The 25,999-nt window shown below is 43.7% G+C and carries 27 protein-coding genes and 1 tRNA gene; 6 read left to right on the top strand and 22 right to left on the bottom strand.

Annotated features, from left to right (window positions below):
* Position 1: 1 nt before the first annotated feature.
* From IE164_RS04500 to IE164_RS04465, 8 genes are all read right to left on the bottom strand, one after another.
* Positions 2-703 (bottom strand): ABC transporter ATP-binding protein, encoded by a 702-nt coding sequence (locus tag IE164_RS04500; protein ID WP_189628978.1) that lies wholly within the window; start codon positions 701-703, stop codon positions 2-4.
* 119 nt (positions 704-822) lie between these two features.
* Positions 823-1,695, bottom strand: coding sequence for a hypothetical protein (locus IE164_RS04495; RefSeq protein ID WP_189628977.1), 873 nt, complete (start codon positions 1,693-1,695; stop codon positions 823-825).
* 4 nt (positions 1,696-1,699) lie between these two features.
* A complete protein-coding gene (locus IE164_RS04490; RefSeq protein WP_189628976.1) occupies positions 1,700-2,896 on the bottom strand; it encodes a GTP-binding protein in 1,197 nt (398 codons plus the stop codon).
* Entirely contained in the window at positions 2,893-3,258 is a 366-nt protein-coding gene (locus IE164_RS04485) for a hypothetical protein (protein ID WP_189628975.1), read from the bottom strand. The genes IE164_RS04490 and IE164_RS04485 overlap by 4 nt, the downstream gene beginning before the upstream one ends.
* Position 3,259: 1 nt before the next feature.
* Positions 3,260-3,676 (bottom strand): hypothetical protein, encoded by a 417-nt coding sequence (locus IE164_RS04480; RefSeq protein ID WP_189628974.1) that lies wholly within the window; start codon positions 3,674-3,676, stop codon positions 3,260-3,262.
* Positions 3,673-4,056, bottom strand: coding sequence for a MerC domain-containing protein (locus IE164_RS04475; RefSeq protein WP_189628973.1), 384 nt, complete (start codon positions 4,054-4,056; stop codon positions 3,673-3,675). Before IE164_RS04475 ends, IE164_RS04480 begins: the two co-directional genes overlap by 4 nt.
* Before the next feature lie 421 nt (positions 4,057-4,477).
* Positions 4,478-6,847, bottom strand: coding sequence for a ribonucleoside-diphosphate reductase subunit alpha (locus IE164_RS04470; RefSeq protein ID WP_189628972.1), 2,370 nt, complete (start codon positions 6,845-6,847; stop codon positions 4,478-4,480).
* Positions 6,848-6,881: 34 nt separating this feature from the next.
* Complete coding sequence (locus tag IE164_RS04465) at positions 6,882-7,883, bottom strand: ribonucleotide-diphosphate reductase subunit beta (RefSeq protein ID WP_189628971.1); 1,002 nt, start codon at positions 7,881-7,883, stop codon at positions 6,882-6,884.
* A 471-nt stretch (positions 7,884-8,354) separates the two neighbouring features.
* On the opposite strand from IE164_RS04465, the gene rplU reads away from it, so the two are divergent.
* On the top strand, positions 8,355-8,666 hold the full coding sequence (gene rplU / locus IE164_RS04460; protein WP_189628970.1) for a 50S ribosomal protein L21: 312 nt from the start codon (positions 8,355-8,357) through the stop codon (positions 8,664-8,666).
* A gap of 9 nt (positions 8,667-8,675) precedes the next feature.
* Entirely contained in the window at positions 8,676-8,951 is a 276-nt protein-coding gene (gene rpmA, locus IE164_RS04455) for a 50S ribosomal protein L27 (RefSeq protein WP_189628969.1), read from the top strand.
* A 122-nt stretch (positions 8,952-9,073) separates the two neighbouring features.
* Here rpmA and IE164_RS04450 read toward each other — a convergent pair whose 3' ends face one another.
* The 10 genes from IE164_RS04450 to pgi all read right to left on the bottom strand — a co-directional run bounded on the left by IE164_RS04450 (position 9,074) and on the right by pgi (position 18,771).
* Positions 9,074-9,685: a rhomboid family intramembrane serine protease gene (locus tag IE164_RS04450; RefSeq protein ID WP_189628968.1), complete on the bottom strand. Its 612-nt coding sequence runs from the start codon at positions 9,683-9,685 to the stop codon at positions 9,074-9,076.
* Entirely contained in the window at positions 9,685-10,659 is a 975-nt protein-coding gene (locus IE164_RS04445) for a polyprenyl synthetase family protein (protein WP_189629292.1), read from the bottom strand. The genes IE164_RS04450 and IE164_RS04445 overlap by 1 nt, the downstream gene beginning before the upstream one ends.
* Positions 10,649-12,817, bottom strand: coding sequence for a ribonuclease R (gene rnr / locus IE164_RS04440; protein WP_189628967.1), 2,169 nt, complete (start codon positions 12,815-12,817; stop codon positions 10,649-10,651). The genes IE164_RS04445 and rnr overlap by 11 nt, the downstream gene beginning before the upstream one ends.
* A gap of 64 nt (positions 12,818-12,881) precedes the next feature.
* Positions 12,882-13,598 (bottom strand): 3'-5' exonuclease, encoded by a 717-nt coding sequence (locus tag IE164_RS04435; RefSeq protein WP_189628966.1) that lies wholly within the window; start codon positions 13,596-13,598, stop codon positions 12,882-12,884.
* Positions 13,599-13,632: 34 nt separating this feature from the next.
* On the bottom strand, positions 13,633-14,031 hold the full coding sequence (locus IE164_RS04430; RefSeq protein ID WP_189628965.1) for a hypothetical protein: 399 nt from the start codon (positions 14,029-14,031) through the stop codon (positions 13,633-13,635).
* Between the two features lie 19 nt (positions 14,032-14,050).
* Positions 14,051-15,172 carry a glycoside hydrolase family 113 gene (locus IE164_RS04425; RefSeq protein WP_229838521.1) on the bottom strand — a complete coding sequence of 374 codons (1,122 nt, stop codon included), beginning with the start codon at positions 15,170-15,172 and terminating at the stop codon, positions 14,051-14,053.
* A complete protein-coding gene (gene lipB / locus IE164_RS04420; RefSeq protein WP_189628964.1) occupies positions 15,169-15,894 on the bottom strand; it encodes a lipoyl(octanoyl) transferase LipB in 726 nt (241 codons plus the stop codon). Before lipB ends, IE164_RS04425 begins: the two co-directional genes overlap by 4 nt.
* A gap of 35 nt (positions 15,895-15,929) precedes the next feature.
* Positions 15,930-16,100 carry a hypothetical protein gene (locus IE164_RS04415; RefSeq protein ID WP_189628963.1) on the bottom strand — a complete coding sequence of 57 codons (171 nt, stop codon included), beginning with the start codon at positions 16,098-16,100 and terminating at the stop codon, positions 15,930-15,932.
* 32 nt (positions 16,101-16,132) lie between these two features.
* A complete protein-coding gene (locus IE164_RS04410) occupies positions 16,133-17,119 on the bottom strand; it encodes a type I phosphomannose isomerase catalytic subunit (protein ID WP_189628962.1) in 987 nt (328 codons plus the stop codon).
* A complete protein-coding gene (gene pgi, locus IE164_RS04405; RefSeq protein ID WP_189628961.1) occupies positions 17,116-18,771 on the bottom strand; it encodes a glucose-6-phosphate isomerase in 1,656 nt (551 codons plus the stop codon). Before pgi ends, IE164_RS04410 begins: the two co-directional genes overlap by 4 nt.
* Positions 18,772-18,842: 71 nt before the next feature.
* Here pgi and IE164_RS04400 point away from each other — a divergent pair, with 71 nt between their 5' ends.
* Positions 18,843-19,187 carry a YraN family protein gene (locus IE164_RS04400; RefSeq protein ID WP_189628960.1) on the top strand — a complete coding sequence of 115 codons (345 nt, stop codon included), beginning with the start codon at positions 18,843-18,845 and terminating at the stop codon, positions 19,185-19,187.
* Here the strand turns inward: IE164_RS04400 and IE164_RS04395 are convergent.
* From IE164_RS04395 to IE164_RS04380, 4 genes are all read right to left on the bottom strand, one after another.
* Positions 19,181-20,020 (bottom strand): toxin-antitoxin system YwqK family antitoxin, encoded by an 840-nt coding sequence (locus tag IE164_RS04395; protein WP_189628959.1) that lies wholly within the window; start codon positions 20,018-20,020, stop codon positions 19,181-19,183. The two genes, IE164_RS04400 and IE164_RS04395, sit on opposite strands and share 7 nt — an antisense overlap.
* A 128-nt stretch (positions 20,021-20,148) precedes the next feature.
* Positions 20,149-20,457 carry a GIY-YIG nuclease family protein gene (locus IE164_RS04390; RefSeq protein ID WP_189628958.1) on the bottom strand — a complete coding sequence of 103 codons (309 nt, stop codon included), beginning with the start codon at positions 20,455-20,457 and terminating at the stop codon, positions 20,149-20,151.
* Between the two features lie 23 nt (positions 20,458-20,480).
* A tRNA-Asn gene (locus IE164_RS04385) sits at positions 20,481-20,554 on the bottom strand.
* 95 nt (positions 20,555-20,649) lie between these two features.
* Complete coding sequence (locus IE164_RS04380) at positions 20,650-21,909, bottom strand: NRAMP family divalent metal transporter (protein WP_189628957.1); 1,260 nt, start codon at positions 21,907-21,909, stop codon at positions 20,650-20,652.
* 204 nt (positions 21,910-22,113) lie between these two features.
* Here IE164_RS04380 and IE164_RS04375 point away from each other — a divergent pair, with 204 nt between their 5' ends.
* The 3 genes from IE164_RS04375 (at position 22,114) to amaB (ending at position 25,935) form a co-directional block, all read left to right on the top strand.
* Positions 22,114-22,539, top strand: coding sequence for an Hsp20/alpha crystallin family protein (locus IE164_RS04375; RefSeq protein ID WP_189628956.1), 426 nt, complete (start codon positions 22,114-22,116; stop codon positions 22,537-22,539).
* 153 nt (positions 22,540-22,692) lie between these two features.
* Positions 22,693-24,141 (top strand): S1C family serine protease, encoded by a 1,449-nt coding sequence (locus IE164_RS04370; protein WP_308440957.1) that lies wholly within the window; start codon positions 22,693-22,695, stop codon positions 24,139-24,141.
* A gap of 249 nt (positions 24,142-24,390) precedes the next feature.
* Positions 24,391-25,935 (top strand): L-piperidine-6-carboxylate dehydrogenase, encoded by a 1,545-nt coding sequence (gene amaB / locus IE164_RS04365; RefSeq protein WP_189628955.1) that lies wholly within the window; start codon positions 24,391-24,393, stop codon positions 25,933-25,935.
* The last annotated feature ends 64 nt before the right edge of the window (positions 25,936-25,999 follow it).

Below are 25,999 nucleotides of genomic sequence, written 5' to 3'. Positions count from 1 at the left end.
TTCAATTACTCATGTGGTTGAGATACAGTTTTTCCAGATCGCTATGGTTAATTTCTTCGGTAGAGAGTTGTTCAACCAGCTTACCCGACTTCATAATGCCAATGTTGGTACCTGTCTCTTTGGCCCTGAACAGATCGTGGGTAGCCATTAGAGTGGCTACGTTTTGCTTGCTTAGGCGAAGTAGCAACTCCGAAAATTCGTTGCTGGCCTTTGGGTCTAGTCCGGAGGTTGGTTCATCGAGCAAGAGCACCTTTGCTCTCTTGGCTATGGCCATGGCCACTCCCACCTTTTGGCGCATTCCTTTAGAATATGCCTTTACTCTTTTTTTATAAGCCTCAACCTGAAGGCCGGCCTCTTTTAGAAAGCCCACCAGTTGCTCCTGGTGGTACTTCATGCCTGCCAGACCTACAAAATATTCAAGGTTTTCCAAGCCACTTAGTTCATTGTATAGAACCAGGTTTTCAGGAATATAAGCTATCAGCTTTCTGGTGGCCTGAGGGTTTTCCGTTACTTCAAACTTATCGATTACCGCTTTGCCGCTGGTTGGTGCAATAAAATTGAGAAAGAGATTAATTGTGGTCGATTTTCCGGCTCCATTGGCGCCTAAAAGGCAATAGATATCTCCCGGCTCAATGGATAAGTTGAGGTCGTCTAAAGCCAAATGCTCCTGATACTTTTTTGTGAGATTTACTGCGTGCAGCATGTCTTTCATTTTTGCAACAATGATGCAAGTATGAAAACTTATTTTGTTTTTGCAACAACGATGCAAAAATGATTTCGCCTTAATTGAGGAGTGGCTGCATGGCTATACCATCGGGCATATTAGAGTTTGTTCCAACTATCAGACAATAAACGAATTGCCTCTAAACGACCTGTAGAATCGATATATCTTGGCTTGAGCATTTCATAGCGCTGCAAGGTGCTCAAAGCCGCACGATATATCGCAGAATCGGACCGGCTTGGCGTGTAGTCTTTGGGTAAGGCATATGTAAAATATCCGTCTTGCATCACAGCAACGGGCATGTGGAAGAAGTTACGTTCCACAAAGTTTCCTGTTTGCTCCTGACTAATGGAGGCTTCAACAAAAAAGTCTACGGCATGGTCCGGATAACCAAAAAGATAACCGTAGGCACGGTAGCGGTCATTCCGGCTTTCATATTCAATGGTGGTAAGCACTGTAGCCGGATCTGAATTGCTTGTAAAACCCCACTGGCCAAAAAACTCTGCCTTTTCGCTAAGCAGTTTGACCATTAAGTCTCTGCGGCAAACCAACAATTGAAGGTTCCGCTTGCCCCGGTAGGTGTTTTTAAAGGGAATTAAGTGGAAGGAAAAGTACTCATTTGAAAGGCTACTCAACACCTTATTCCATTGTGTAAGTTCGGCAAAGGCCATTTGGGTTGAGTCAGACATCAGGTCTACCACGTCCTCATCTCCATCGTGCTGCTCACCACTTTTGGCCAATGGGTAAGAAAGGGGAAATCCCAGGCTACTGATTGGTTTGAGTGTATCCAGCAGGGTGTAAAGCGCCTCATGTTCAAGCCCAAAACTGAGCAGCTCATTGGCCATCCGATACTCGGCTTCGGAGAGATGGGACATATTCCACAAATCCGATTTAGAAGCAAGGTTTAGCCGTTGCGTACCGGCACAGGAGGCCAGCACGAGTATAAGGCAGCTGTGTATAAAGAGTCTTTTCATAGCGTTAGTCTACATGTATTGGCCACGGATCCACAAATGGTTTCTTACTTTGCCAAGCTTCTATCTCGTCTGGAGTACAAAGGCAGTTCCGTAGCTCTGAATTAATTTGCTCAGAGTCGAGGTTTTGACCAATGATTACCAATTCGTTCTTTCTGTCGCCATAGAGCTTGTTCCAGCCAGCCTCTATGCGGGCTTTATTTTCTACAAATGCCTCGTAGCGAACTCTTTGCTCAAAGGGCATGGAACACCACCAAACCCCGGCAAAATCGGCCCGAAGCGAACCTCCGGCCTGACTCCAGGTCAGTGCTTCGTCTGGCCGGGAGGCCAGCCAAAAGAGTCCTTTGCTACGGACGATGTTCGCTGGCCAGAACATGGAAACGTAATTCCAAAATCGTTGGGGATGAAACGGCCTTTTATCCCTAAAAACAAAGGAGCTGATTCCGTATTCTTCCGTTTCTGGCTTGTGTTCATTTTCAAGCTCCTGTATCCAGCCAGCCGACTGAGAGGTGGTTTCGTAGTCGAACTGCTTGGTTCCCATAATGGTTGGCAGTGGTACTCTCCCAAACTCCGTTTCAATAATTTTAGCTTTGGGGTTTAGCTTTTTCATTAGGCCTTTGAGGAGCTTAAGCTGGTCTTTACTCACCAAATCGACCTTGTTTATCAAGATTACATCGGCAAACTCTACCTGGTCGGTGAGTAGGTTTACTATGGTCCTTTGGTCTTCGTCATCGTTCATTTCTCTGCCGGCAATAGTATCTGACGAACCAAAGTCTTTTAAAAAGTTAAAGGCATCTACCACGGTAACCATGGTATCTAGAGTGCAAATGTCTGAGAGGTTTACATCCAGCTCATCACTCTCGAACCAAAAGGTTTGCGCTACGGGAAGCGGCTCGGAAATTCCGGTACTCTCAATAAGCAGGTAGTCATATTTGCCTTCGAGTGCCAGTTTGGCTACTTCTTCTATAAGGTCTTCCCTCAAGGTACAACAAATGCAGCCGTTGCTCATTTCCACAAGCTTTTCATCAGTTCTGCTCAAGGTGTTGCCCTGTTTTACCAATTCAGCATCAATGTTTACTTCGCTCATGTCATTGACAATTACGGCCACGCGCAGGCCTTCTTTGTTGTGTAGCACATGATTGAGCAAGGTGGTTTTGCCGGCTCCTAAAAAGCCTGACAATACGGTTACGGGTAATTTATTCATCGGATGGTTACCAGTTGTTCTATGTGGTTGAGCTGATTATACATTTCTACCTGCACCTGATAGATTTCTTTGTGGCTCAGGTTTAGGGGTCTATGATTATGACTGTGGCCCTCGTGGCCGGGAAGCTTGAGCGAATAACCGGGTATTTCGAACAGGGTTTCTTCCAGGTTATGAACTACCTGAAGCAGGCTGTCTTTTTCCGCATAGTTGACAGCCTTAAGCTTTTCTTTGAGCGAACCTATGAGCACAATAACTTCTTGCTGCTTCTGGTAGGCTTTGTTGAGCAGGTCCTGATCTTGAGAGGTTCTTGAGCAGGACGTGCTGAGAATAAGAGCTAAATAAAGGACAAACAGGTTTCTCATATTACTTGATCAGTGTGGCCTCCTTTAAAATAAAGTTCATGTGTGTGACATCAGAATCATTCAACTTTAGCTTGCCCTTCACCTTAACAATCTGGTCGGGAAGCAGGGCTTTTGGTCTTGTCTTTAACTGAACTTCTGCCACCGTTTCGGGGCCTGCTCCGCCACAGAAGAAGCAAGTGCTAAAGGGCAATGATGAAATGACTATGGCCGAGTCCAGATCGAGGGGTATGTAGTAACCCGAGAGCGTTATCTCTGTATTTTCGAGGCTTTTGAGTTTTTTGTCAAAGGTGGGTACCTCAAAATAAGCCTCCTCGCTTTCAAAGTATTTTGGCTTGAAGGTAACCTTCTCGAATAGTTGCCAACCCTCCGGCTTGGGGCCTGCCATTACCACCAGAATCAGCAATAAGATAAATCTCATTGGCCCACCGATTTCTGTACCCGTTTGTTACTCACATGTGCGCCTATTAGTAAAAGTGAACCCAAAACGCGGAACACAGACTCCGTCCATATTGCTTCAAAAGCACTTCCTGCAACTACAAAAGAAAGACCCATGAGGAGCAAGACCCCGGGCATCACATCTTTACACTTACTGTAAGTATGCCCTATAGATACGGTACCTACCAGAGCGGCAACTACAAAAAGCCACAGCTCACCCTGCTCAAGCCAGGAGGTACTGAGTCCGGCCCATAGGGGTGTAAGAAAAACAAGGGGCATGGCCGCGCAGTGCAAAGAACACATGAACGAAATACCAATGCCCCAATTGTCCAGAAAAGAAGACGTCTTAACCGTTTTATTCATGCACAATGTTAGCTGCATTTTTAATTAAATGCAACATTGTTGCAAATACTAATTTAAATCCCGGTTATCAATCATCGACTGCCTTGTCATGAACCTGTATTTAAAAAGTGTATCGGTGCAGCCAATGAGGCACTCACTCAGATGGATGTGGCCCTGATATTTATAAGGCTTATGCTACGGTATAAAAGCACACTAACGAATCCGAAATAGTTGAGACGGTCTGCCTTGGTGGAAATATAGGAGATGTTGTAACGGAAGGTTGGGCTGAAGATCATACACCCATTGAAGTTGCGGTTGGATAGTCGAAAAATAAATAAATAAGGTAGTCCTATTGGGCCATGTCACCATCAATAGGAAGGTATAAAAAAACCCTGACGTTGCCGTCAGGGTTCTAGGTTAGTAGTAATCAACCCCATACATACTAACTACCGCATGCTTCGCATGCATCCGGATTGTCGAGCGAGCAAGCCATGTCGGCTGCATTCTTGGCCATTTGTTCGGCTGTTGGTGCGGAGGCCGCCTGCTTATCTACAGTAAACTGAATAGCATCGGCTGCTGCTCTGGATCTTAAGTAATACATACCTGTCTTCAACCCTTTCTTCCAAGCATAGAAGTGCATAGAAGTCATTTTACCAAAGTTCGGGTCTTGGATATGTATGTTAAGACTCTGCGACTGACAGATATATGCTCCCCTGTCGGCCGACATGTCGATGATGGCCTTTTGAGAGATTTCCCAAACTGTTTTGTACAGGTCTTTTATGTTTTGCGGAATTTCCGGAATAGCCTGAACCGACCCCTTAGCGGCAATAAGCTTGTTTTTCATATCGGAATTCCAGAGGCCTAGTTTAATAAGGTCTCTCATCAGGTGTTTGTTCACCACCACAAACTCTCCCGAAAGGGTTCTTCGGGTGTAAATGTTTGAGGTATATGGCTCAAAGCACTCGTTGTTTCCTAATATTTGAGAAGTAGAGGCAGTTGGCATTGGGGCTACCAAAAGAGAGTTTCTTACTCCGTGCTTCTTTACTTCCTTTTTAAGACCGTCCCAATCCCAAAGGCCGGAATCAGGTGTTACGCCCCACATATCGTATTGGAATATTCCTTTAGATACTGGCGAACCTTTAAAGGTCTCATATGGCCCCTCTACTTTAGCCAGGTCTTTAGAAGCTGTCATGGCCGCAAAGTAGATGGTTTCAAAGATGTGTCTGTTCAGCTTTCGGGCTTCTTCAGACTCAAAAGGATAACCCATCAGAATAAAGGCATCGGCCAATCCCTGCACCCCCAAGCCAATGGGTCGGTGACGCATATTGGAGTTGCGCGCCTCTTCTACCGGGTAGTAGTTTACATCAATTACCTTGTTCAGGTTTTTGGTGGCCACGTAGGTTACATCATATAGCTTCTGGAAGTCGTAGGTATTGGTTTCTTCGTCTACAAACTTAGGCAGAGCAATAGAGGCCAGGTTACAAACCGCCACTTCGTCTGGTGCGGTGTATTCAATAATTTCGGTACAGAGGTTAGACGACTTAATGGTTCCCAGGTTTTTCTGGTTAGATTTTTTGTTAGCAGCGTCTTTAAAGAGCATATAAGGTGTACCGGTCTCTATCTGAGACTCTAAGATCTCAAACCAAAGGTCTTGTGCCTTTATAGTCTGGCGGCCTTTGCCTTCTCTTTCGTACTTCTCATAAAGCTTTTCAAACTCTTCGCCATAGGTATCGGCCAAACCGGGGCACTCATTCGGACAAAGTAATGTCCACTCCTCATTGGCTTCTACACGCTTCATAAACAAATCGGGAATCCAAAGGGCGTAGAATAAATCTCTTGCTCTTAGCTCTTCTTTTCCATGGTTCTTTTTCAAATCCAAGAAATCGAAAATATCGGCATGCCATGGCTCGAGATAAATGGCAAACGACCCTTTTCTTTTTCCACCCCCTTGGTCAACATACCGGGCTGTCATGTCGAAGTTTCTCAACATTGGTACAATACCATTAGAAACCCCTCCTGTACCTTTAATGTACGACCCCTTGGCTCTTACATTGTGAATAGAAAGGCCGATGCCTCCGGCAGACTGCGAAATTTTAGCGCATTGCTTAAGGGTATCATATATGCCATCTATGCTATCGTCTTTCATGGTAAGCAAGAAACAAGACGAAAGCTGAGGTTTTGGTGTACCGGCATTGAAGAGCGTTGGAGTGGCATGGGTAAACCATTTTTCTGAAAGCAGGTGATAGGTTTCTACTACCTTTTCCATGTCTTCTCCATGAATACCTACCGAAACTCTCATGAGCATGTGCTGTGGTCTTTCCACAATCTTTCCATCGAGCTTCATGAGGTACGAACGCTCCAGGGTTTTAAACCCGAAGTAGTCGTAGCTAAAGTCTCTGTCATAAATAATGGTAGAGTCTAGCAGGGCGGCATTTTTCTTTATAACGCCATAGGTTTCTTTTGAGATAAGCGGTGCATTTTCTCCTGTTTTAGGGTCCACATAGGTGTAGAGCCTCTTCATGGTATTGGAGAATGACTTACTCGTGGTTTTATGCAGATTAGAAATGGCTATTCTGGCCGCAAGTTTTGCATAGTCAGGGTGCTTCACCGTCATGGTGGCAGCTATTTCGGCCGCCAGGTTGTCCAGGTCCTGGGTGCTCACACCATCATAAAGTCCTTCGATTACTTTTTTAGCTACATCGATAGGTTCAACAAAGCTGGGGTCCAGGCCGTAGGATAGTTTTTCTATCCGAGCGGTAATTTTGTCGAATTTGACAGACTCTCGTCTACCATCTCTTTTTACTACTAACATATTTATTGGGGTTTGGGGGTGATTTTAAAAAATTCTAGAAATCGTCATCGAATGAAAGGGTTCGCGAATTACCCGAATCATCCTTGTCTTTCATTACACCTGCTTTTTGGTATTCACCAACTCGTTTTTCAAAGAAGTTGGTTTTGCCTTGCAGTGAAATCATTTCCATAAAGTCGAACGGATTGGTAGAGTTATATACTTTGCTGCATCCCAGCTCTACCAGCAGTCTGTCGGTAACAAACTCCAGGTATTGAGCCATTAGGTCGGCATTCATACCAATAAGTCTAACAGGAAGTGACTCTGTAATGAATTCTCTTTCTATATCTAAAGCATCAATTATAATTTCCTTAATTCTTTCTTCAGGCACCTTGTTAATGAGGTGGTTGTTGTGCAGGTGACAGGCAAAGTCACAGTGCAGGCCTTCATCTCTCGAAATAAGTTCGTTAGAGAAAGTAAGGCCCGGCATTAGGCCACGTTTCTTGAGCCAAAAGATAGAGCAGAAGCTTCCGGAAAAGAAAATACCTTCAACTGCTGCAAAGGCAATGAGTCGCTCCGCAAAAGAAGGAGACTCTATCCACTTCAGAGCCCAGTCGGCTTTTTTCTTAATGGCATCGAAAGTTTCAATGGCATGAAACAGCTTATCAGACTCAACCGGATCTTTGATATATGTATCGATAAGCAGCGAGTAGGTTTCTGAGTGAATGTTTTCCATCATAATCTGGAAACCATAGAAGAATTTGGCCTCCGTATACTGTACTTCATTCACAAAGTTCTCGGCCAGGTTTTCGTTCACAATACCATCAGACGCGGCAAAGAAGGCCAGCACGTGTTTAATAAAGTAACGCTCATCGTCATTGAGCTTATCGTTCCAGTCAGACAAATCCTGATGAAGGTCTATCTCTTCTGCTGTCCAAAAGCTGGCTTCAGCTTTTTTGTAGAACTGCCAAATGTCATCGTGCTGAATAGGAAATAGTACAAAGCGGTCTTTGTTCTCCTTCAATAACGGTTCCTCTACTGCGGTAGTCAATTCGCTCATGTTACTTCTTTTATTTGGGGTTGAAATAAAAAAGGTCACGTTGAAGAACTCATGTTCTTCAAAAAACAAGTGCTACTTATCCTAAGATTAGCAGCAAATCCTATTTAATTTTCAGGGTTTCTGGCTAATTCCTTGATACTCTTTGGAGTAGGAGCCCAGCCAGATAATAGGTTGTTTATTGGGGTCGTAACCTGAAACAAATATTACAAAAAGGGGCTGAAAAATCAATGCGAAAACTTTAGTCATTTTACGCATGAAAGCTGTTTCATACGTTGATATAACTGATTGTACAAAAGAGAGTTAAACTCCTATGATTGGAGTAAGACTTATTCCTTTTTTTGACGTATGCAAAGGCGAAAAAAAATGAAAATTTAATATTGGAAAATCGCTTGCATATATCATCGCTATTTGGTTTGTTATTCGCGATTATTCCGTTACCTTTGCAGTCCGTTTTTGAAAAATACATTTATAATGTACGCAATTGTAGACATAGCAGGAAAGCAGTTCAAAGTAACGCAAGACCAATTCGTGTATGCTCCATTGATGGAGGGCGAAGAAGGCGCTTCCGTAGAGTTCGAGAAAGTATTATTGCTCGACAATGAAGGTAAAGTAGAAGTGGGTGCCCCGGTAGTAAAGGGTGCCAAAGTTTCCGGTAAGATCATCGGACATGTAAAGGGTGACAAAGTAATCGTCTTCAAAAAGAAAAGAAGAAAAGGTTACAAGGTGAAGAATGGTCACCGTCAGAATTTCACGAAAGTATTGATCGAAAAAATTTCAAAATAAGAGAATACCATGGCACATAAAAAAGGAGTCGGTAGTTCGAAAAACGGTAGAGAGTCGGAAAGTAAACGACTTGGCGTTAAAATATATGGTGGTCAGGCTGCAGTAGCCGGCAACATCATTGTAAGACAAAGAGGTACTCAGCATCACCCGGGTAAAAACGTAGGTATTGGTAAAGACCACACCTTATTTGCCCTGACAGACGGTGTTGTGGAGTTTAGAAAAGGCAGAAAAGACAGATCTTATGTTTCTGTGCTTCCTTTCGAAGGAGAAGGCGGAGAAGCATAAGGTTAGGTTGATAGATTTTTTAGACCCTGATTTCGAAAGAAGTCAGGGTTTTTTATTGCCCGCTGGCAGCTCCCTTGCTTACTTTACAACCCAGCCCCCTGAATGCGATTAGGTTGTTGCCTCTATTTCAAAAACACCTGATCCAGAAAGGCAATTACGGTAGAAGGCCTGAGAAGCAGCACGAAAATAACTCCAAAAACAGCCCCCCAAAGGTGGGCATCGTGGTTAATGTTATCTCTGCCCCTGCGCCCCATTATAATGGAGTAGGCAATGAAAATAGCCCCCAGAATATAGCCGGGAAGACAAATGAACAGGTACAGGCACAACTGACGCAGCGGATCGAAAAGAATAAAGGCCAACACCAACGCAGAAACACCTCCTGAAGCTCCCAGGGAGTTGTATCTCGGGTTGTTTTTGTGCTTAAGCATAGTTGGCACATTGGCCACTATTATTGCCGTGAAGAATAGCACAAGGTAAAGCAGTATACCTTGTTCCTGAAAGAATATTGTAAATATTTGCTCTATGGCTGCTCCAAAAAAGTACAGCGTGAACAGGTTGAGAAACAAGTGCAGCGGACCATTATGTACAAAGCCGGAAGTAAGCAACCTCCAGTATTGCTTTTGATAATAGGTTTCATAAGGATTGAGTAGTAGCCTGGACTGAAGCTCGGAGCGCTTCCAGGCTAGGTAAGAAACCAAACCTATAACCACCATTAAACCATACGTAACCTGCATTATTTCTCTCTATCGATTAGATACTGGGTAAAGGTGCGCAACACTTCTTTTCGCTCAGGAGCTGCATCTATGGCACCGAGCCTCTCAAAACCCTTGGCAAAGTACTCGTTCATTTTTGCAAGGGTGAGTTCTTTTATGCCTATTTGATCATAGATGGCCGTAACTTCTTTTACCTTTTGGTTGGCATCAAAACTTGTTTGACTTAACCAGTGACTCAACACTTGTAATTGGGTAGGATTGGCCAACTCCAGAGCCTTCAACAGCAGAAAAGTCTTCTTATTAGAAAGAATATCTCCACCTACTTGTTTTCCGAACTTTTTCTGGTCGCCATATACGTCTAGCAGATCATCTTTAAGCTGGAAGCCTATGCCCACATCAACACCAAAATCATACAAGGCTTTGCTCTCCGAAGGCTTTGCCCCTGCGAGCATAGCGCCCAATTCCAGGCTAAAACCTAACAAGACCGCTGTTTTTAACCTGATCATATTAAGGTAGTCGGCTTCGGTTACCTGTGGTAGGTGCTCAAAATTCATATCGAATTGCTGGCCTTCGCACACACCTGCAGCACAAGCATTAAAGGCTCTAATAATATCTTTTAAGTTGCCTGGCGAATCCATCAAAAGATCATAGGCTTTAACCAGCATTACATCGCCCGAAAGTATGGCTGTGTTGCTATTCCATTTCTCATGCACGGTTTGCTGGCCTCTGCGCAGAGGGGCATCGTCCATTATATCATCGTGCATGAGGGTAAAGTTGTGAAAAACCTCTACAGCCAAGGCTTGATCGAGCACTTCTTCGGGGTTGTCTTTAAACAGTTGATAAGACATGAGCACCAACAACGGACGTAGGCGCTTACCTCCTAAAGACATGATATACCGAATGGGTTCGTAAAGTTCTATAGGCTGGTTGCCATAGGACATCTGGCTTAGCCTATTATTGATCAGGCCTGCAAGGGCCTTAAAATCATTTGTCATCATCTACAAAAATTAAGTCGATAGTCCTGCGATCAATATCTGTTGCCTTTACTCGTACGGTCACCTTATCGCCCAGGCTTATCATTCGCTTGTTTCTTCTACCCACCACACGATAGTTTTGTTCATCGAACTCGTAAAAATCGTCTGACATATCGGAAATACGAACCATTCCCTCGCATTTTGTTTCTGTAATTTCTACATAAATACCCCATTCGGTAACACCGCTCACTATACCGGCAAAGTCTTTCTTTTCTACAATAGACATGTACTCTACCTGCTTGTACTTAATGGAGGCTCTTTCAGCATCGGCCGCGCGCTTTTCACGTTCGGAAGAATGAACACAAAGCTCTTCATAGGCTTCTTTATCGGCCGATTTCCCCCCGTCCAGATAGTGCTGCAATAGCCTATGCACCATCATATCGGGGTATCTTCGAATGGGTGAGGTAAAGTGGGTGTAGTGTGGAAATGCCAAGCCAAAGTGTCCTTTTTCGGTTGTAGTATATTTGGCCTTGGCCATGCTGCGAATAGCCAGCTGCTCCAGTACGTTTTGCTCGGGTTTTCCGGTAATGTTGTCCATCAGACCATTAAGCGACTTGGAAATACCGCCTTTCTCAAAATCGAGTGTATGACCAAACCTTCTGGCAAAGTTGGCGAATGTATCTAGTTTTTCCGGATCGGGATTGTCGTGGGTTCGATAAACAAAGGTGAGCGGGTTTCCTGACTTCCCCTTGTTGTAGACAAACTCTGCAACTTTTTTGTTGGCCAAGAGCATAAACTCCTCAATGAGCATATGAGCCTCTTTTCTTTCTTTAGGAATAATGCCTAGCGGGGTGCCCTTTTCGTCTAGTTGAAACTTTACTTCTACGGTTTCGAAATTGACTGCACCGCTCTGAAATCGTTTCTTCCGGAGAATTCTGGCGAGCTTATTCAGCAGATTTATTTCTTCTTGAAAGTCGCCTTCTTGTTTTTCTATTCTTTCCTGGGCTTCTTCGTAAGTAAAGCGCCTGTCGGAATATATAATGGTTCGGCCGAACCATTGCTTCTTAATTTCGGCATTAGCATCGAGCTCAAAAACAGCACTAAAGGTAAGCTTCTCCTCATTGGGTCTGAGGGAGCAAAGTCCGTTAGAGAGCCTTTCGGGCAGCATGGGTATGGTACGGTCTACCAGATAAACAGAGGTGGCACGCTCAATGGCCTCATCTTCCAGTTTAGATTTTGGGGCCACATAATGGGTTACATCGGCAATATGTACGCCTACCTCATAGTTGCCATTATCTAACATTCGTAATGAAAGGGCATCGTCAAAATCTTTGGCGTCTTCAGGGTCTATGGTAAAGGTTGTAACCTGACGAAAGTCCTTTCTTTTGGTCAATTCTGCTTTAGTAATTTTATCGGATATGGCCTCTGCTTCGGCTTCTACAGCATCGGGAAACTCCAGGGGCAACCCAAATTCGGCTATAATGGAATGAATCTCTGCATTATGCTCTCCTGCCTTTCCTAAAACACGCTTTACAACCCCTTCAGGCTTTTTGTCGCGCTCGGGCCATTCAGTAATTTCAACCAGCACTTTATCATTGTGCTTAGCTCCGTTGAGGTCTTCATACTTAATGTAGATGTCGTGAAACATCTTTTTAAAGTCAGGAATTACAAAGGCATATCGGGTAGACATTTCTATGCGTCCGACAAACTGATTGCGATGACGACTTAGGATTTCTACTACTTTTCCTTCCCTACTTTTTCCATGCCGCGTGGGCTTAAGCACTACTTTTACTTTATCGTCATCTAAGGCTCCCAACAGATCCTCTCTGGCTATCCATACATCGTTATCTTCTTCTCCATCATCAGGCACTACGTAAGCAAAACGTGCATTTACGTAGTCTACTACTCCGGTAATGGTGGTCATTTCTCCGGCAGCAGCATAGGAGCCATTTCTCAGTTTTTTAATTTTGCCCGAATCTTCCAGCCTGAAAATTACCTCGGTAACTATGCCTTTTGATTTGGCGTCTCTAATATTTAGCCCTTTGAGAATTTGTTTTATCTGATAGCCTCTTCCGGGCGTACGGTTAAGAAACTCTAAAACAATAGGCTCAATTTGCTTGGCAGCTCGTTTTGTAACTGAAGAATCCTGAGGTGGTATTCCTTTTCTTTTTCGGCCCATGAATGATTGTTATGGTGCAGTTTAAAGTTAGTTTTAATAATGCTAATTATGGTTGTTACCGTACTTAAACCATAATGATATTTTCTTCTTTGAGTAGCGGCAACTGATTGAGCTTTAAAAAGACTTGCACAAGCACTGAAACATCGCGTTTGCAATATTCTGTAATACGCTCTAAGTCGCTGGCTTTGTAGTAAACTTCGTTTACCTGACTACCGTCAATATCGTCTTTACTGCTTTCTATTTCAAATATAGCAGCCAGAAGGTCGAGTGAGGTGAAGTGCTTGTAGTCTCCAAACTTCCACAACTCCAGGGTATCCAGATGGTTTATTTCCCAAGGCTTTTTACCTGATAGTTGCAATGCATTGGGCAAGGCTATACCATGAATGAGCATACGCCTGGCCATGTAGGGAAAATCGAACTCCTTGCCGTTATGAGCACAAAGCCTTGTTTCTTTGTGATTGAAATGGCCGTTGAGTAAATCGGCCGTTTGCTGTAACACTTTCTTTTCATCGTGATCGGCAAAAGCGGTAATCCGAAACTCCGGTTGTGGCTCTAGTTGCGAGAAGTAACCAACCGAAATAACCACAACCTTTCCAAATTCGGCATATATACCGGCCTTGTTATAAAGTTCTTCAGGGCTGTGGTGTTCTGCCTCACGAAAAAAAGAAGACTTTTTTGCCCAAAGCTCTTGTTTTCTCTGGTCTAAATCATGGAAAGAAGCCTTCTCGGCTACGGTTTCAATATCCAGAAAAAGTATGTGTTTAAGATCATTAACCTTCATAGAGTCGATTAATTTAGAAATAATCGAGGCAATATCAAGTGGCGTATTTACCTGGCAGATCTAACTCTTGAATTTGCTCTAGTTCAAATTCATGAAAGGGCTGAATCACGAATTTCTTATCGAACACCTGATTCATGATATAGTAACTAACCCAAAACTCATTGAAAAAGCCAAACACTTCAGGAGAAATGCTTTCTATTTTGGCTACCGATTGCTCTTGAACTTTTTCAATCATGTGTCTGAGAGTAGAGGTTTTGCGTGCATCTGCCGACTTTGACTCAAAACCCTTAGAGACCACCATCACGTTGTTCAGCTCTATTAGGTTTTGGTTAATAAGGTATACGTGCCATTCGCTCTCACCTAAATTGTTCACCGACTTGGCTATACAAACCTTTACTCCTGTAACCTCAGGCATTTTTATGTCTTTGCGCATGCCACAAAAATAGTAAAGGCTATTGGTTCATCTGCCCATAAAAGTGTTTCATCACTTGCTGGGCCTTTTTATGTTGGGGAGTAAAATCAATGTTGAAGCGACCATCGTCAGGATTACGTCTGCTTCGGCTGCGTTCTTCCAATTGAGACACTTTAGGGTACCATTTCCAAAGGTGAAAGCCTGCTATAAAGGGTTGATCCATTAGAGCACGAAACATTCCTGTATATAAGTTGGCCTGGGCTTCTTCAGAATGTATGGCTTCTCTATTTTCAAAAGGCATCCGTTGTGGCCACTGCCAAGGCTCAATGCCAGCATCTTTGGTGCTCTTATACCCAATCTCGGTAAAGAGAATCGGCTTCTGATACTTTGCAGAAACAGCCTTTAGTTGAGAGAGGTGCTTTTGCCATCCTTCTTCCACTTCCTGAATGGTGGGGTTTTCGTTTTGTGCTACAGGAAAGTATCCTTGCACGCCAATATAATCCAACAAATCCCAAAAGGCCACGTCTTGATATTCATCGGCAAAATTGGCAGCATAGGTAAGCTCTCCTGTATATACGTTTCTAATCTTTTCGATCAGCTGTCGCCAATCATTTTCCCGTTCTACACAGGTTCTGTGCAGTTCTGTGCCAATGCACAACATTTCTATGCCTTCTTCCTGGGCCAATTGAGCGTAGTGCAAAATGAATTGCTCGTAATTGGCAAACCACTTCTGCCAGTCTTCTTCTGACTGCATGCTTATTTCACCACGCCACTTGCCCTGGCTATCGCGAAGCCAAATATGCGGTTTGAGTATAGTCTTAATGCCCTGCTCCCTGGCCAGTCGGGTGGTTTGCCTAAGGCCTTCGTCTCTTTCTCCCCACCAACCGGTTTGACTTCCAATCTGTGTTCCAATATCCGGAGAGTTGTGCTCTCGCTGCCAGCCAAATGGCGTTTGAGAAATCCAGTTCACATTGTTTTGCACCAATTCTGCTATGCTGGCCGAATCGATTGGATAGGGGCCTGCAACCCAACAAACTCCCCTGTGCTTATCTGCGGTGGCAATGTGCGGGGTGGTGGATTTCTTTTTTTGAAGAGCTATTCCGCATACCACCAAAGTGAAAAGTAGCGTAAGCACTAAGAGGTATGTTCGATTGGTTCTCATTGCCCAAGCTCCATACCAAAAGTGGCTATAATGTGGTTTTGGAGACTGTTCTGAACTTCAGCCATATCTATCTCCTGTCCAATCTCAGCCTGCATTGAGGTTACGGCTTTGTCGTCTATGCCGCAGGGTATGATATGGCCGAAGTAGGAGAGATCGGTATTTACATTAAGGGCTAGTCCGTGCATTGTTACCCAGCGGCTCGACTTTACTCCCATGGCACAAATCTTCCTGGGGTTTTCTGCCCCTTCTTCAAAATCTACCCATACTCCGGTAAGCCCGTCTATTCGTCCGGCACTAATGCCAAAATCGGCCATAGTAAGAATTACAGCTTCTTCTAAAAACCTTAAATACTTGTGGATATCGGTAAAGAAATTTTCTAAATCCAGAATCGGATAGGCAACAAGCTGCCCCGGACCGTGATATGTGATATCACCGCCTCTGTTAATCTTATAAAATTGGGCATGATGTTCTCTCAACCCTGCTTCATCAAGAAGCAGATTATCCAACGAACCACTTTTCCCTAGAGTGTATACATGAGGATGCTCACAGAATATGAGATAGTTTTCTGTAGGTAGCAAAAGGGTATAGTCTTCCTGCTTGCGATTAGCAATTTTGCGATCAATAGTTTGTTTAAAGATCGACTCCTGATAATCCCATACTTTTTGGTAATCTTCCTTACCCAGGTTAATTACCTCAACTCTCTTATTCTGAAGAATACTCATGATTCACGCGTCATCGGCCACATATGCACGCTAATTTAGGCCTCATTCTGTCCCTCTCCAATAAGCTCTACAGATAATACACGAACGTTTTTCGTCACTTGTCTGTTGGCTTTCCTCAGGGCAGAAGTTTGATTTCGCGCAAGAAACTCTGTCTTGACCACGCTATTGTCTTTCAAATTAAGGAACGTGGCCGAGAACTTTTTCATATTCTTCTTACCAGCCATGTTCCAAAAATAGACTAAGGCATGAAAGTTTCCAACATTTTGAAACCCGATTTGGCCCTAATATGCACTTCTTTGAACTTTCGTGGCAATAAAACTGCATCTCCCATACAAATATTTGTAGTTAATCCCTCTGTCTGCAATTCAGCCTCACCCTCAAAACAGGTGTAAATAACAAAGGAATCGCGCTCATAATGCTCACGAATTATACCGGTTGTAAACTCTAATAAATTGGTTTGAAAGTACTGGGAATCGACCAGTGGAACTACCTCATTGAGGCGCTTCTTATATGGAGTTTTGTAATCTGAGTAGGCGTTGTAATCGAGGGCATCGAGGGCTTGGTCGGTATGTAATTCTCTTTTGTTCCCTTCATCGTCTACTCGATCGAAGTCATATATACGGTAGGTAATGTCTGAAGATTGTTGTATTTCGGCCAACAAAAGCCCTTTTCCTATGGTATGCACCCTGCCTGCGGGCAGGTAGAAACAATCTCCAGGGTGCACCTGTTCCCGGTTTAATAACTCGGTGAGTTTGCCACTGTTCAGGTATTGCAAATACTCTTCGCGGTTGGTTTCTCTCTTAAAGCCACTTATAAGGCTTGACCCGGGATCGGCCTGAAAAACATACCACATTTCTGACTTGCCTAATGAGTTGTGGCGCTCTTTGGCCAGCTTGTCATCGGGGTGTACCTGAATGGACAGGTCTTGTGCGGCATCGATAAATTTGACCAGTAATGGAAATTCATTACCAAAAGCTTCATACACCTTGTCTCCCACCAAATCGCCTTTAAACTCCTCTATCAACTCCGGCAAGGTGCTTCCGGCCAACACTCCTTCGGCTACTTTGGATAGATTACCTTTCACTCCTGAGATTTCCCAGGTCTCACCGCAGTTTTTCAGTGGAGAAAAATCCTTACCCAGAACATCCCTTATTTTTGTTCCACCCCAAATTTTCTCTTTAAAAATGGTTTCAAATTTTAATGGGTACAGGTATCTCTTGCTCATGAATTTCTATAGCTTTTGAAGACATTAATTAAACCGTTGGTCGATGAATCGTGGCTGTAGACCTGCCTATGTGACTTAAGCTCGGGTAGAATTTTTTTGGCCAACACCTTGCCTAACTCTACCCCCCATTGGTCGAAACTATAGATGTTCCAGATTACACCCTGCACAAAAATCTTATGTTCGTACATAGCAATGAGACTTCCTAAAACGAACGGAGTAAGTTTTTTATAAAGAATACTGTTGGTGGGCTTGTTCCCCTCAAAGACTTTAAAAGGGGCAAGCTGTTCTATTTCTTTTGGTGTTTTGCCCTGAGCTTTTAGTTCTGCTTCTACTTCTTGCAAAGACTTGCCATTCATGAGGGCCTCAGTTTGAGCAAAAAAATTGGAAAGCAGTTTTAAATGATGGTCTCCAATTGGGTTATGGCTCACGACCGGAGCCAGAAAATCGCAAGGGATTAACTTAGTGCCTTGGTGAATGAGTTGGTAAAAGGCATGCTGACCGTTGGTTCCAGGTTCTCCCCAAACAATGGGGCCTGTTTGGTAGCTAACTTTATTTCCATTTCGATCAACCGACTTGCCGTTGCTCTCCATATTACCTTGCTGAAAGTAAGCGGCAAATCGATGCATGTATTGGTCATAGGGGAGAATGGCTTCAGACTCGCTCCCGAAAAAATTACCATACCAAATTCCAATCAGTGCCAGAATCAGCGGAATATTCGCGCTTGGCGATGCATTTAAAAAGTGTTCGTCCATGGAGTGTGCACCGCTCAGGAGCTCTTCAAAGTTTCGGAAACCAATAGTGCATGCTATAGAAAGGCCAATGGAAGACCAAAGCGAGTAACGGCCACCTACCCAGTCCCAAAACTCAAACATATTTTGGGTATCAATACCAAAGTCGGCTACAGCACCGGCATTGGTAGAAAGAGCCACAAAGTGCTTGGCCACGTCAGAAGCACTTCCTCCTTGTGCAATAAACCAGTCTTTGGCCGACTGGGCGTTAGTCATTGTTTCTTGAGTAGTAAAGGTTTTGGAGGCAATCATAAAAAGAGTTTCTTCTGCCTCTACCTGCTTCAACACTTCGGCAAGGTGGGTTCCATCTACATTTGAAACAAAGTAGGGTTTGATGCCAAAGGTAGCATAGGGTTTTAGGGCCTCTGTAACCATAACTGGCCCCAAATCAGACCCTCCAATACCAATATTTACAATGTTCTTAATAGGCTTGCCCGTATAGCCCAACCACTTGCCCCCTGTTATTTTATCTGCAAACAGACGCATCTTTTCTAATGCCGCATTAACTTCCGGCATTACATCGGTGTCAGCTACTTTTATGGGGCGGTTGCTGCGGTTTCTGAGTGCAATATGGAGTACTGACCGGTCTTCCGTAACATTGATTTTCTCCCCCTTAAACATAGCTTGAGCAGCCTCTCTAACCTTGCACTCCTCTGCTAATTCCAGAAGTAACTGAAGTGTTTTTTCTGTTAACAGGTTCTTTGAATAGTCTATATAAATATCTCCGAGTCTGTAAGAAAACCTTTCAAAACGATTACGATCGGCCCGGAAGAGTTCTTTCATGTGGACCTCTTTCATTTCCTGCGCATGTTCCGAAAGCTTTTGCCAGGCTGCAGTTGTAGTTGGGTTTATATTCTCAAGCATGGTTTCACAGGTTTGAGCGATGAAGTTAGTTCAAATATTTACCTAAATTAAGTTCCACGAATGTCTTATCCATGCAAACGTTTGGCAAAAAAGGAGAAGATTTAGCCTGCAGCTTTCTACAAAGCCATGGCTATGAAATTGTTGTGCGAAATTTCAGGCATAAAAAGTCAGAAATTGATGTGATCTGCCGGAAAGATAATCTTTTGGTTTTTGTTGAAGTTAAAACCAGACGATCGGTTGAATTTGGTTTTCCCGAAGAGTTTGTTTCTCAAAACCAGCAAAAAGCCATTATCAGAGCTGCCGAAAATTATGTAATTGAGCATGCCTGGAAGGGAGACATTCGCTTCGATATTGTAGCCGTACTTATCAATAAAGAGACCACAGATATTGAACATCTTAAAGACGCATTCTATTGAGGCCTGATCTTGGGCGAAACGTATACGGTCTGAGAATTTCTGTTCCATTCTCTCATAATGTAGGGCTCAAAATCCCAGTCGTAGAAGTTGGATGGATATTGGATTTGACGTTTCTGAACCACTACCCCTGGTATATTGTGGAACTCTTCCCAGACACCCACCTTTTGATCGAACACATATTGCCCTTTAACGGCTATATTTCCACTCTCAAAAAACAGATAATAGAACCCTTCCTTTTTTCCGTATTGATAAGGAATTACCTCTTTGACTTTGGTTTTGGTGTCTTCATCATAATAGGTGATCTTGGCATCTCTAAGCCACCCTTTTACATAGTGTTCTTTGTCATAAAGGGTTGAGTCTTTTCTCTGATAAAGCCAAGTGCCATGTTTCATTCCATAAATAAATTGGCCTTTCTCTACCACCACGTCATTCACAAGCCGTTCATAAGGACCGTGCAATACCCGCGCCAGCGTTTGGCCTCTACCTTGCACTTTAGTAACTGCGTCTCTCTCAGTGTTGTGATAGAAGATTTCCTGAACATAACGATCAACCTGTATAGGTTCTGGTAATACATTGAATAGCCTGTAGTCCTCTGTGTTTCGGTCGCGATAGGCAGTAAATGCCTTTTTTGTTTTCTCTCCAAAGAAGAAGTTCTTCTTCACTTTAAGTTCAGCATCGGGAATGGAGTCTTCCTTAGCAGACTTTTCATCTTCCAAAGTAATATTGGGCTTATCAGGATCTACCTCCTCTTTAGCCGGAGCCAACACCTGATTGATCCCTCCGCAAGCCGAAACAGCAGCAATTAAACCTAAAAGCAATAGCTTCTTTAGCATGACGTGAAGATAACGATTATCGGTTTTGCTCTAGTATAATATTCGAAATCAGGCAAAAGCCAAGGGGGAACACTCGTTGGCATGGGCTCGAACCAAGGACCCTTCCCGATAAATCGGGATCAGAAGCTCTAACTCAATTTTAACAGAAGCTCTTCCAGCTTCTTCGGGTTTTGCTTTAGCTCCTTTAAATAGTTCCTCGATTTCATCTTTTTCAGGTGCAGCTCTAGCTTGCGGGCCGTTGACTTTTCCAGTCCTTCAACAGTCAGATAAACCTCCCAGGGAATACCTCGCTTTGTCCATATCTTGTTCCGGGCACCATCGTTATGAAAACTCAGTCGGTCTGAAAATGATGAGGTGTAGCCAATATCGTATCGGTCTATTCCAGGAGAATACAGTATGTAGGTGGTGTGTTTTATGTAAACGAAAAAGGCCGGCAAATTTGCCAGCCTTACTCTTTGAGCTCCTCCTCTTGGGCTCGAACCAAGGACCCTCTGATTAACAGTCAGATGCTCTAACCAACTGAGCTAAGGAGGAATTTTGTATTTCATTCGCTCATCTTGCGAATGGGTGTGCAATATTAGCAGATGCGAAAATATAAACCAAAAGCTTTGAGCAGATTTTCAAAAAAATCAGAGGGAAATCAGCTCAAAATATACAGCCAGATAGATAATTGCGAAAAGAGTAAGGAAAATCAGGCCGCAAATTGCCAGCACTTTGAGCCACCCTTTGGGTTTGTAGGCTTGTTCAATCTGATCGGACATGATCACCTTATAGTTGATAAAAGCAAATACAGGCGCGATGACAAACGATAGTGTAGTGGCCAAATCTACCAGATCCTTTAGGTTGGAGGAGAGTACAAGAATGAACAAGAATGAAATAGCTGCCACCAATACCATCATAATTGTGTAAAGGGTTCTAATGGCTGTAGTTTTAAAGAAAAGCAGCCGAAGAGTCTCTCCCATAGCTCTTCCGAAGCCATCGACCACGGTAATAGTAGTACTAAACATGGTTGAAAACGCGGCTATAGCAATTATAAGGTAAGCCCAACCACCCAATGCGTTCGTATATAACTTCACTACCTGATCGGAAAACACGGTGCTATTGCTAGATAGCTCAGTACCTGACCCATACATAACAAATGCTCCCAGAGTTAGAAAACAAAGAGCCAGCACGGCCGTGACAATGTAACCAAAGTTAAAATCGAAAAGTACTTCGCGCATTTTGGTTTGGTAGCCGGTTTGCTTCATTCGCTCTACGGCCCAAAGGCTATTCCAGGTAGAAAGATCCACAGCCGTGGGCATCCACCCCATTAGGGCAATGAGGAAAATGACACCTTCCCGTTCCATAAGCTCCTTAGGAACGAAGCCTGCTACAGGTTCTATAGGGCCTTTGAACAACACCCCAAAAAAGGCTGTAAGAGTAGAAATAAGCAGCACAGAACCAATAACCTTGAGCAGGCTGTCCAGCAAACTATATCTTCCTATAGCCAACACCAGCGTACAAAAAACCAAAATAAGGCCCGAAACCAAGGTAGGATCTAACCTCCAACCCATTAGGTTGTTAAGCATTCCTGCCGTAACAAATGTAACGGCAGCCGTAACCGTAAACATTGAAGCCAGACTCAGCAAGAAATAAACCCACAACACCCAACTCCCCTCTTGTTTGTACCCTTCCAGAATACTTTTTTTTGTGGCCCCTGCATATCGACTGCCAAATTCAAAGAAGGGATATTTAAACAAATTGGCAAGTACAATAAAAATAAGTAGTTGAAAGCCGTAATCGGCTCCGGCCCGGGTAGACTGCACCAAATGAGAAACACCTATACAGGTGCTGGCAAACAAAATGCCCGGTCCAAGCGCTCTTAGCAGCTGTTTTCTGTTCGATTCCATAGGGAGTTAAAATGCCTAAAATATGCAATCAATTACTCATCTCATAGTTGATTTATTCGACCAAACACTGTCATTATGTCTTCAATTATGCTTCGATTAAACAAAAAACAGACATAATGTCTTAAAAATATTCAAAAACTTGCCTTGGTACAATTTTCACATATAGCAGGGCAAATGATTATGAAAACAAAAAAAACTGAAGATATGAACCTAGTAAGAAGAAACTCCGATTGGTTTGTGCCCAGCACAATGGACAAGTTTTTCGACAGATTCTTTAATGAATCTTTTGACAATGTAGCAACTACATTTAATCCGCGAACTGATATTGCCGAAACCGAAAAGGCCTTCGAAATAGAAGTAGCCGTTCCGGGTTTCGACAAGAAAGATTTCAACATCGACCTGAATGACGGACTGCTTACCATAAGCGGTGAGCGCAAGTTTGAGAAGAAGCAAAGCGAGAAAAACTTCTATTCCATACAAACAGAGTATGGCACATTTAAGAAGTCTTTCCAGTTACCGGACAATATTCAGAGCGACAAAATAGAAGCAACTTATGAAAATGGCATTTTGAGCCTCATTATCCCAAAGGATGAGACCAAAAAACTAGCCAGCAAAATTAGTGTGAAGTAGTTTGTGTTGTTGAGGTTGATTAGGGGCCACCAATTTGGTGGCCTCTTTTTGTTGATAGTTGTTAAATCCGGTTAATAACCGCTTAATTTTGAATAAATTAAAACACTAGGTTTTTGAATCACGTTTAGATGTGACAACCGATATTTGGCAATCATGATTTCGAAGCGACAGTTTTTTCTGGGTATTCTGGCCTCCTCTCTTTTGGGAGGGTTAATTGTACTCTTAGGCCTCAGTTTGTTTAACGGCTCTGACGGCAGTAGCGAGACCTCCATTTCCGGTAGCGCTGCCGTTTCTACCTCTTTGGGCGAAATAAATCCGGTTAGAAAAGACTATGTGGTGCCTGAAGGCATCAACTTCATTAAAGCCTCGCGTAAAGCTGTACCGGCCGTAGTTCACATTACCAATACCTCTATTTCTTCGAGAAACTCAAGTTCATGGTCCAGGTTATTTGGAAGAGAAAGACGAGCAAGACAATCTACCGGTTCCGGAGTACTTATTTCGGCCGATGGCTACATAGCCACCAACTACCATGTGGTTGAAGATGCCGATGAGCTGGAAGTTCGCCTGGACGACAACAGAAGAATTGACGCAGAACTTATAGGCGTAGACCCTGACACTGACCTCGCACTTATAAAAATAGATGCCAAAAATCTTCCTCATGTAGAATTTGGCAATTCCGACCAGGTAGAAATTGGTGAATGGGTTTTGGCTGTAGGAAACCCCTTCGACCTAAACAATACCGTAACCGCAGGAATTGTGAGTGCTAAAGCCAGAAATATTAACCTTATTCAAAGTGGACAAGTAAACAACTACGGCATTGAGTCTTTTATTCAAACCGATGCTGTGGTAAACAGAGGCAATAGTGGCGGAGCTTTGGTTAATTTAGATGGGGAGCTAATTGGCATCAATACAGCTATTGCTACTAATACCGGCACCTTTAATGGGTATTCTTTTGCCGTGCCTTCCATTCTGGTAAAAAAAGTAATGGACGATTTGCTTGAATTTGGCAAAGTGCAAAGAGGCCTGCTAGGTGTTCAAATAACTGATGCCGATGGTCGCTTTACCAACGAATTGTCCGGAGTACTCATTAGCGGGGTGAGTCCCGGAGGCGCAGCCGAGCGAGCAGGTATTAAAATTGATGATGTAATAGTGGGCATTGACGACCGAACGGTAAGAACAACCAGCGAGCTTCAGGAGTTGGTAGCCAGAAAAAGACCAGGAGATGAGATTCTTGTCAAGTACAAACGAGACGGTAAGCTTAAAGAAACGAAGCTCAAACTCAGAAAGAAAGATGAGTTTATTGCCGGGGTGCCCGAAGAAGTTACCCTTAGCTACAAAATCGAGGGTTCCACATTTATCGATATCAACGAAAACATAAAAACACGACTCAAAATTGAAGGAGGAGTACAGTTGGTAGAAATGGGAGAAGGAGCCTGGAAAGAAGCCGGAATAAAAGAAGGCTTTGTAATTACTAAGGTAGGCGATGTAGACATTAAAGGCCTCTCGGATTTTCAGGAACTGCTCGATGCAAAAACCCGAGACTTCTACGTAATGGGCAAATACCCCAACGGATACAAAGACTACTACAGAATTAACTGGTAAATAAGTACTTCCATAAAGGGCTGCTTTAGAAGCTCACGGGCCTGCGCATTACGGGCAGACTCAGTGTTTTTCTGGAGCAGCCCTTCTATTTCTGTCTCTTTTGAACATGCCTTTCTTACTGTAAACTCTCTCAGCCTTTTCTGTAATACCAAAGTTCAAATAGAAGTGTCCCATTCCAAGCCTCAAAATTTTGGAGGCCTCTGAAAATACTTGTAATTATGGGCTAGTAACCAATAGAGAGAAACAGAAATGGAGAATTTTGGTATTGATAGCGCATTGAAAAACCTTGGCGTAAGCACTAATAATAATGGTACTTCTACAGGATCTAAAAGCTCGGGCAAAGGTGGAGAACTCAAATCTTTCTCACCGGTAAACGGGCAGTATATAGGATCGGTAAGTACTACCACCCGCGAAGAATATGACCAGGTAGTTGCCACCGCTCAAAAAGCCTTTTTAGACTGGAGAGAAGTAACCGCACCGGCTCGTGGAGAAATAGTAAGACAGTTTGGTGAAAAGTTGAGAAAACACAAAGCCGATTTGGGCAAGCTGGTTTCTTACGAAATGGGCAAGTCTTACCAAGAGGGCTTGGGTGAGGTTCAGGAAATGATAGATATTTGTGATTTTGCCGTGGGTCTTTCCCGACAGTTACATGGCCTTACCATTAAATCTGAGCGTCCGGGACACCACATGCAAGAGCAATGGCACCCACTTGGAGTAGTGGGTATTATTTCTGCATTTAACTTCCCGGTGGCTGTTTGGTCCTGGAACACTGCCCTGGCCTGGGTTTGTGGCGATGTGTGTATCTGGAAACCCTCTGAAAAAACTCCGCTTTGTGCCGTGGCCTGTCAAAACCTGATTGCCGAAGTACTTAAAGACAACCAAATGCCTGAGGGTATCTCGTGCATGATTAATGGCGATTATCAGGTAGGTGAATACATGACCAAAGACGAAAGAGTTCCACTTGTTTCGGCCACTGGCTCTATTCGTATGGGGAAAATTGTGGGTCAGACAGTGGCTGCCCGATTGGGCAAATCCATTCTCGAGTTGGGAGGAAACAACGCCATCATTGTAACCCCTGAAGCCGACCTGAAGATGACCATTATCGGTAGTGTATTTGGCGCGGTGGGCACAGCCGGGCAGCGCTGTACTTCAACCCGAAGGCTCATTATTCACGAGTCAATCTACGACAAGGTGAAAGACGCTCTCGTAAATGCCTACAAGCAACTTAAAATTGGCAATCCATTAGATGAAAACAACCATGTGGGGCCACTCATAGACACTGATGCAGTGAAGAACTATACCAATGCCATTGAGGCCGTTCAAAAAGAAGGAGGTCGCATATTGGTTGAAGGAGGAGTACTGCAAGGTTCTGGATATGAAAGCGGATGTTATGTAAAACCATGCATTGTGGAGGCGGAAAACCACTACGCTACTGTTCAGGAAGAAACCTTCGCCCCTATACTTTATCTCATTAAGTATTCAGGCGATGTAAACGATGCCCTGGCTATACAAAACGGTGTAAAACAAGGGCTCTCTTCGGCCATTATGACCAACAGTGTAAGAGAAGCCTATCAATTCCTGTCGGCCTCAGGTTCCGATTGTGGCATCGCCAATGTGAACATTGGTACTTCAGGAGCAGAAATTGGAGGAGCCTTTGGAGGTGAGAAAGAAACTGGCGGTGGTCGCGAGTCCGGTTCAGATGCCTGGAAAGGATACATGCGCAGACAAACCAATACCATTAACTACACGGATAAACTGCCGCTTGCTCAGGGTATAAAATTCGATTTGGGTTAATTGACCAAATCCATATCAGGCACCGCGAAGCAAACGCCCTCTTGGCTATTTCGCGGTGCTTTTT

The organism is Roseivirga thermotolerans, from assembly GCF_014653175.1.
Lineage (GTDB): Bacteria > Bacteroidota > Bacteroidia > Cytophagales > Cyclobacteriaceae > Roseivirga > Roseivirga thermotolerans.
This window is presented reverse-complemented; position numbering and strand designations above follow the sequence as displayed.

What these genes read in the sequence shown, in the direction of transcription:
- IE164_RS04500 (WP_189628978.1), bottom strand. Translation starts at nt 703, where the DNA reads ATGCTGCACGCAGTAAATCTCACAAAAAAGTATCAGGAGCATTTGGCT.
- pgi (WP_189628961.1), bottom strand. Translation starts at nt 18,771, where the DNA reads ATGCTTGAGAATATAAACCCAACTACAACTGCAGCCTGGCAAAAGCTT.
- IE164_RS04380 (WP_189628957.1), bottom strand. Translation starts at nt 21,909, where the DNA reads ATGGAATCGAACAGAAAACAGCTGCTAAGAGCGCTTGGACCGGGCATT.
- IE164_RS04465 (WP_189628971.1), bottom strand. Translation starts at nt 7,883, where the DNA reads ATGAGCGAATTGACTACCGCAGTAGAGGAACCGTTATTGAAGGAGAAC.
- IE164_RS04475 (WP_189628973.1), bottom strand. Translation starts at nt 4,056, where the DNA reads ATGAATAAAACGGTTAAGACGTCTTCTTTTCTGGACAATTGGGGCATT.
- IE164_RS04410 (WP_189628962.1), bottom strand. Translation starts at nt 17,119, where the DNA reads ATGAGCAAGAGATACCTGTACCCATTAAAATTTGAAACCATTTTTAAA.
- IE164_RS04435 (WP_189628966.1), bottom strand. Translation starts at nt 13,598, where the DNA reads ATGAAGGTTAATGATCTTAAACACATACTTTTTCTGGATATTGAAACC.
- rplU (WP_189628970.1), top strand. Translation starts at nt 8,355, where the DNA reads ATGTACGCAATTGTAGACATAGCAGGAAAGCAGTTCAAAGTAACGCAA.
- IE164_RS04395 (WP_189628959.1), bottom strand. Translation starts at nt 20,020, where the DNA reads ATGCTAAAGAAGCTATTGCTTTTAGGTTTAATTGCTGCTGTTTCGGCT.
- IE164_RS04370 (WP_308440957.1), top strand. Translation starts at nt 22,693, where the DNA reads ATGATTTCGAAGCGACAGTTTTTTCTGGGTATTCTGGCCTCCTCTCTT.
- IE164_RS04375 (WP_189628956.1), top strand. Translation starts at nt 22,114, where the DNA reads ATGAACCTAGTAAGAAGAAACTCCGATTGGTTTGTGCCCAGCACAATG.
- IE164_RS04415 (WP_189628963.1), bottom strand. Translation starts at nt 16,100, where the DNA reads ATGAAAAAGTTCTCGGCCACGTTCCTTAATTTGAAAGACAATAGCGTG.
- IE164_RS04400 (WP_189628960.1), top strand. Translation starts at nt 18,843, where the DNA reads ATGCAAACGTTTGGCAAAAAAGGAGAAGATTTAGCCTGCAGCTTTCTA.
- rpmA (WP_189628969.1), top strand. Translation starts at nt 8,676, where the DNA reads ATGGCACATAAAAAAGGAGTCGGTAGTTCGAAAAACGGTAGAGAGTCG.
- lipB (WP_189628964.1), bottom strand. Translation starts at nt 15,894, where the DNA reads ATGAGTATTCTTCAGAATAAGAGAGTTGAGGTAATTAACCTGGGTAAG.
- IE164_RS04445 (WP_189629292.1), bottom strand. Translation starts at nt 10,659, where the DNA reads ATGACAAATGATTTTAAGGCCCTTGCAGGCCTGATCAATAATAGGCTA.
- IE164_RS04490 (WP_189628976.1), bottom strand. Translation starts at nt 2,896, where the DNA reads ATGAATAAATTACCCGTAACCGTATTGTCAGGCTTTTTAGGAGCCGGC.
- IE164_RS04470 (WP_189628972.1), bottom strand. Translation starts at nt 6,847, where the DNA reads ATGTTAGTAGTAAAAAGAGATGGTAGACGAGAGTCTGTCAAATTCGAC.
- IE164_RS04425 (WP_229838521.1), bottom strand. Translation starts at nt 15,172, where the DNA reads ATGAGAACCAATCGAACATACCTCTTAGTGCTTACGCTACTTTTCACT.
- amaB (WP_189628955.1), top strand. Translation starts at nt 24,391, where the DNA reads ATGGAGAATTTTGGTATTGATAGCGCATTGAAAAACCTTGGCGTAAGC.
- IE164_RS04430 (WP_189628965.1), bottom strand. Translation starts at nt 14,031, where the DNA reads ATGCGCAAAGACATAAAAATGCCTGAGGTTACAGGAGTAAAGGTTTGT.
- IE164_RS04480 (WP_189628974.1), bottom strand. Translation starts at nt 3,676, where the DNA reads ATGAGATTTATCTTATTGCTGATTCTGGTGGTAATGGCAGGCCCCAAG.
- IE164_RS04495 (WP_189628977.1), bottom strand. Translation starts at nt 1,695, where the DNA reads ATGAAAAGACTCTTTATACACAGCTGCCTTATACTCGTGCTGGCCTCC.
- rnr (WP_189628967.1), bottom strand. Translation starts at nt 12,817, where the DNA reads ATGGGCCGAAAAAGAAAAGGAATACCACCTCAGGATTCTTCAGTTACA.
- IE164_RS04450 (WP_189628968.1), bottom strand. Translation starts at nt 9,685, where the DNA reads ATGCAGGTTACGTATGGTTTAATGGTGGTTATAGGTTTGGTTTCTTAC.
- IE164_RS04485 (WP_189628975.1), bottom strand. Translation starts at nt 3,258, where the DNA reads ATGAGAAACCTGTTTGTCCTTTATTTAGCTCTTATTCTCAGCACGTCC.